The sequence below is a fragment of the Rhodococcus sp. (in: high G+C Gram-positive bacteria) genome (assembly GCF_049286785.1).
In the GTDB taxonomy this organism is placed as follows: Bacteria; Actinomycetota; Actinomycetes; order Mycobacteriales; family Mycobacteriaceae; genus Rhodococcus_F.
In genome coordinates, this window is the sequence record NZ_JBAQEO010000656.1 from 1 (window position 1) to 4,755 (window position 4,755).

A 4,755-nucleotide genomic window follows, 5' to 3' on the forward strand; every position below is an offset into this window, starting at 1 on the left:
GGCGCGCAGCGACTGCGCTACGGCTCTGCGATCGTGGTGGACCGACCACTCAGGGCTCTTCGGATCGATCGGTGTGCCGTCCTCGCTGTTCGACGCACTCGATGCGGCGTTGGCGCGAATCGGGGACGAGGACGCGCCCACACTGGCCGAGGTACTCACCGAGCACACGTCGGACGCCGTCGAATCGCTGCAGTTCCGCCGTCGGCAGGCCCAGGCCGAGATCGCGGCGACGACCGCGACAATCACCGAACTGCAGACCGTCCGTGCGGACGTCGCGGCCGAACACGACGACGCCCCCGCCCCCTTCGCCGCCCGCACCGGCTCCCGCGCGGATCTGCCCGGCGCACCGCTGTGGCGTCTGGTCCGGTTCCGCGAGACCGTGGATCCCGCGGCCGCGGCCGGAATCGAGTCGGCGCTGCATGCCGCGAACCTGCTCGACGGCTGGGTGCTCGGTGACGGCGGCACCGTACCGGAATCCGACTCCGAGCAATACCTCCTTGCCCTGCCCGAGAAGGATCGACCGAGTGGGCGCACACTCGCGGACGTACTCGAGGTCGAATCCGACACGGGGGTTCCCGAGGATCGGGTGCAGGCCATCCTCGAATCCATCGCGTGGGCGCAGAACAGTCCCACACAGCAGGGCGCCTTTGTCGCGGTCGACGCGAAAGGCGGGTATTGGCAAGGCATACAACAGGGTTCGCACACCAAACCCGAGGCCGAGTACATCGGAGCCACCGCCCGCGCGCACAGGCGCGCGGCTCGGATCGCCGAGTTCGATCGTGCCATCGCCGAGGCCGAAGCCGCGTTGGCCGCCGCACGGACCGCGGAAACGGACGCCGGCGAACTGCTGGTGCGGGTGAACACGGTGGGCAGGGCTCTCCCCCGCACCGCCCCGGTGTTCGCGGCACTCAAGTCGGTGACGGAGTCCGCGGGTGTCCTGCGGTCTCGATCGGAGACCTCCGCGGCCGCGGATCGCGAACTGGACCAGGCGATCGCCGATCTGTCCGCCAAGGAGAAACAACTGCGCACCACGGCGGTGGCACACAGAACTCCCTACGTGCCACACGAACTCGACTCACTGGCCGCGGCGATCCGTCACTTCGAGAAACGGGGTGAGCTCGTGCTGCGGTGTCGGCGTGAGCATCTGAAGGAACTCGAGCACACCCGAGAAGCACACGATCGACGCGAGGAAGCGCGCGGGAACGCCGAGGAGTTCGCCGAAGAAGCGGCCGTCGCCGAAGAGAGCCTCGCAACGCAGATCCAGGGACTCGAGACTCTCCGGGAGAGTCTGGGCGCCGGCGCAGAGCAGATCGACGCTCAACTCGAAGAAGCGCACACCCGGATCGAGGCGTGCAAACAGCAGCAACGGGTAGCGCGCAAGATCGACCGGGATGCCGGCGAGGCGATCGGAAAGGCCGAAGGCGCACACGCGGCCGCGGTGGCCACCCTGCGCCTGGCGATGACCGAAACCCAGGCCGACGCGGCGCGACTCGCGCCGTACGCGCGCCGCGATCTCCTCGAACTACTCGGTATCGACACCGACCATGCGTGGCCGGCGAGCGCCGGCGCATGGATGACGCCGGATCAACTCGTGTACCGAATCCAGAATGCGGACGCGGACGCCTACGTGCTGCCCGGCGAAGTTCTCGCGCTCCACCGTGTGCTCGACACCGCGACCGAGTCGGTTCGTGTCAGCGACGCCACCCGCAAATCCGCGCGCTCTGCGCTCACCACCGCATTACAGGACTTCGAGACCAGCCTGGCCTCGGCAGGGCAGGACTATCGCTTGCATTGGGATGCCCCGGACGGACTCACGGTCGTGCAGGTTCAGGACGACCAGGGGTATTCTTCGCTGGGCGAGTTCGCGTCCCGGATCGCATCCGCGAGAGCTGATCAGGAACTCCTTCTCACCGAATCCGAACGCCGGATACTCGAAGACGCGCTGCTCAGCGGTCTCGCCCAGCAGATCCACGAACGCACCATCGATGCCCGCGACCTCATCGCACGGATGGGCGCCGAGATGCGGGAACGCCGGATGTCGTCCGGCAACACCATCGGTGTGCACTGGGTCCTCGCCGACAACCTCGACGACAACGCCCGCGCGATCTCGAAACTTCTCGACCGTGACGCCTCCGCTCTGGGCCCCGACGAGCTCGCCGCGATGCGTGCACATTTCGCGGCTCAGATCCGCACCGCCCGGGCCGCACACCCGGAGCGTTCATACCCCGAGATCCTCTCGTCCGCTCTGGATTACCGCAGATGGCGGGTCTTCTCCTTCACCCTCATCGGCGGCGGCGGCACGGAGGACCGGCTCACCGTGGCGAGACACAGTGCCCTGTCCGGCGGCGAACAGTCCGTGTCGCTGCATCTTCCGCTCTTCGCCGCCGCGCACGTGATGCTCGACTCCGCCGACCCCCACGCCCCGAGGCTTCTCGCCCTGGACGAGGCGTTCGCCGGCGTCGACGACAACGGTCGCAGCGAACTTCTCGGATTGAGTGTGCAGTTCGATCTGGACCTGTTCATGACCGGTTACGACCTCTGGATCACTTACGCCGGGGTCCCGGGATGCGCACACTACGATCTTGCTCATTCCACGGCCGAACACAGTGTGAGTGCAGCGCTTCTGGTGTGGGCCGACGGCGAACTGCTCGCCGAACACGACGGCACCGATCTCGCGCGAGCACTGGGATCACCACTGCGCCGACGAGTCCCGTCCCCCGCCGAGGGCGGATTCGAATTCGCCGAGGTGTGATGCGTGAACGACTGGAACGGAACTCCCGAACTGGAACTACTTCTCGCCGCGGCACGCAGGAGACTCGAGAACAACTGGCTACTCCTGGAGGGTGACGTCCCCGTCACGGCATCGCCGGACGCGCCGAATCTCTGGCGCCTGTGCCGTGCCATACGCGGTGGAAAGGCGGAGAACACCACCAAGAAGATGAGGGTCCCGCTCACGCTACTCGATGATTGGCTGCAGAAGCCGATGAACGGCGGCCTCCCATTGGCCCAGAGGCTGGCACCGCTCGACAACAAGAAACTGTCCGCAACGGAAACCGAAGCGTACAAACACCACTACTGGCCGGACGAGCTCAGACGCCGGCTCGGAAGCCGAACCGACGAGCGGTGGCTCGACTGGTTGAGTTCGACCGGCAAGCTGGTGCAGCCGAGCTACTTTCCGGCGTTACGCCACGCTCCGAGCGTTCTCGAACTGCTTCCAGCCGACGGGATCTCGTTGACGGAGCTGGCCGAAAGGGCAACCGGCGACACCAAAGCGCTCGACCGGAAGCGCCTGCTGGCGCCGATCGTCCTGTATGCGCTCGCACTCGAGCAGGGAACGCCTCGGCCGAGGTCCATCGAAGCCGAACGAACACTGTGGGAGTCCCACGGCGTCGTGGTCGACACACTGTCGAGCCAGGTGATGGTCCTCGGCGTGCGGGTGCACGAGGAGCACCTGCTCGGCCGGTTCCTGAACGAGGCCGCACAAGCCGGGCTTCCCTTCGTCCTCACGCTCGATCAACTCGCCCGCTACACCGTGACACCGACACCGGGGCCGGTGTTCGTCTGCGAGAATCCGGCGGTTCTGGCGGCAGCGGCACGCACTCTGGGGGCACGCTGCCCCGCGCTGATCTGCACCCAGGGTCAGCCGTCGGCAGCAGCGGGCAGACTCCTCGAGAGGTTCTCGGCACAGCCCGTCCACTGGCGCGGAGACTTCGACTGGACCGGACTGCGTACCACCGCGGCCGCGATCGACCGCTACAACGCGCAGCCGTGGCTCATGGACTCCGAGACCTACCGAACCGCTGCCGGCCGTGGTCCGTCGGAATCCTTCAAAGATTCGGACTGTCCCTACGATGCGGCGTGGGACACGGAACTCACCCCGCTCATGAAGGCCACCGGAAACGCGGTGATGGAGGAACGGATCATCCCCGAACTCCTCGCGTTCCTCCGAGCTGTGAGTACTTCTCACCCGCCCACGGTTGACAAGAACTCACGGGTGGAGCTGTCTCACGGGTGGAGCAGCGGAACGCCGAGGAGTGCGTCGACGGCCTGAGCGAATCCTCGGGGCGCGCCGGTGTCCGGACCGCCGTGGTCGAGAGCCAGTCGAGCCCAGCCGTCGAGCGCGTCGAGCGCTTTCGGGGTGTCGAGATCGTCGGCGAGGTGCTGACGCAGTCGCGCGACGGTGTCGGTGACCGACTGCGCCGAACCGAGTGCGGCCGCGTCACGCCACAGCGCCAGCCGGGCCTGCGCATCCGCGAGCACCTGCCCGGTCCACGGACGGTCCTGACGGTAGTGCCCCGACAGCAGTCCGAGCCGAATGGCGGCCGGATCGACGCCTTCGCCGCGGAGCTTGGATACGAACACCAGGTTGCCGCGGCTCTTCGACATCTTCTCGCCGTGGAGTCCGATCATCCCGGTGTGGACGTAGTGGCGCGCGAACCGGCGATCGCCGGTGATGCACTCGGCGTGCGCCGCCGAGTACTCGTGGTGCGGGAAGATCAGATCGCTGCCGCCGCCCTGCACGTCGAAGCCGGAACCGATGCGATTGAGTGCGATAGCCGAGCACTCGATGTGCCAGCCCGGCCGGCCGGGACCGAACGGAGACGGCCACGACGGCTCGCCGGGGCGCACGGCACGCCACACCAGCGCGTCGAGCGGGTCCACCTTGCCCTGGCGGTCGGGGTCGCCGCCGCGCTCCGCGAAGAACTTCAGCATGGTCTCGTGGTCGTACCCGGACTCGTATCCGAACTGTTCGGT

General features: G+C 67.3%; 2 protein-coding genes and 1 pseudogene. 2 read left to right on the top strand and 1 reads right to left on the bottom strand.

Annotated elements, in window-relative coordinates; genetic code table 11:
* Positions 1-2,752: SbcC/MukB-like Walker B domain-containing protein (locus WAW17_RS23650; RefSeq protein WP_422335338.1), on the top strand; the 2,752-nt coding region annotated here is incomplete at its 5' end.
* A gap of 3 nt (positions 2,753-2,755) precedes the next feature.
* On the top strand, positions 2,756-4,051 hold the full coding sequence (locus tag WAW17_RS23655) for a TIGR02679 family protein (protein WP_422335339.1): 1,296 nt from the start codon (positions 2,756-2,758) through the stop codon (positions 4,049-4,051).
* Here WAW17_RS23655 and WAW17_RS23660 read toward each other — a convergent pair.
* Positions 4,006-4,755: pseudogene (locus tag WAW17_RS23660) on the bottom strand (cysteine--1-D-myo-inosityl 2-amino-2-deoxy-alpha-D-glucopyranoside ligase); the annotation flags it as partial. The gene WAW17_RS23655 and the pseudogene WAW17_RS23660 overlap by 46 nt on opposite strands.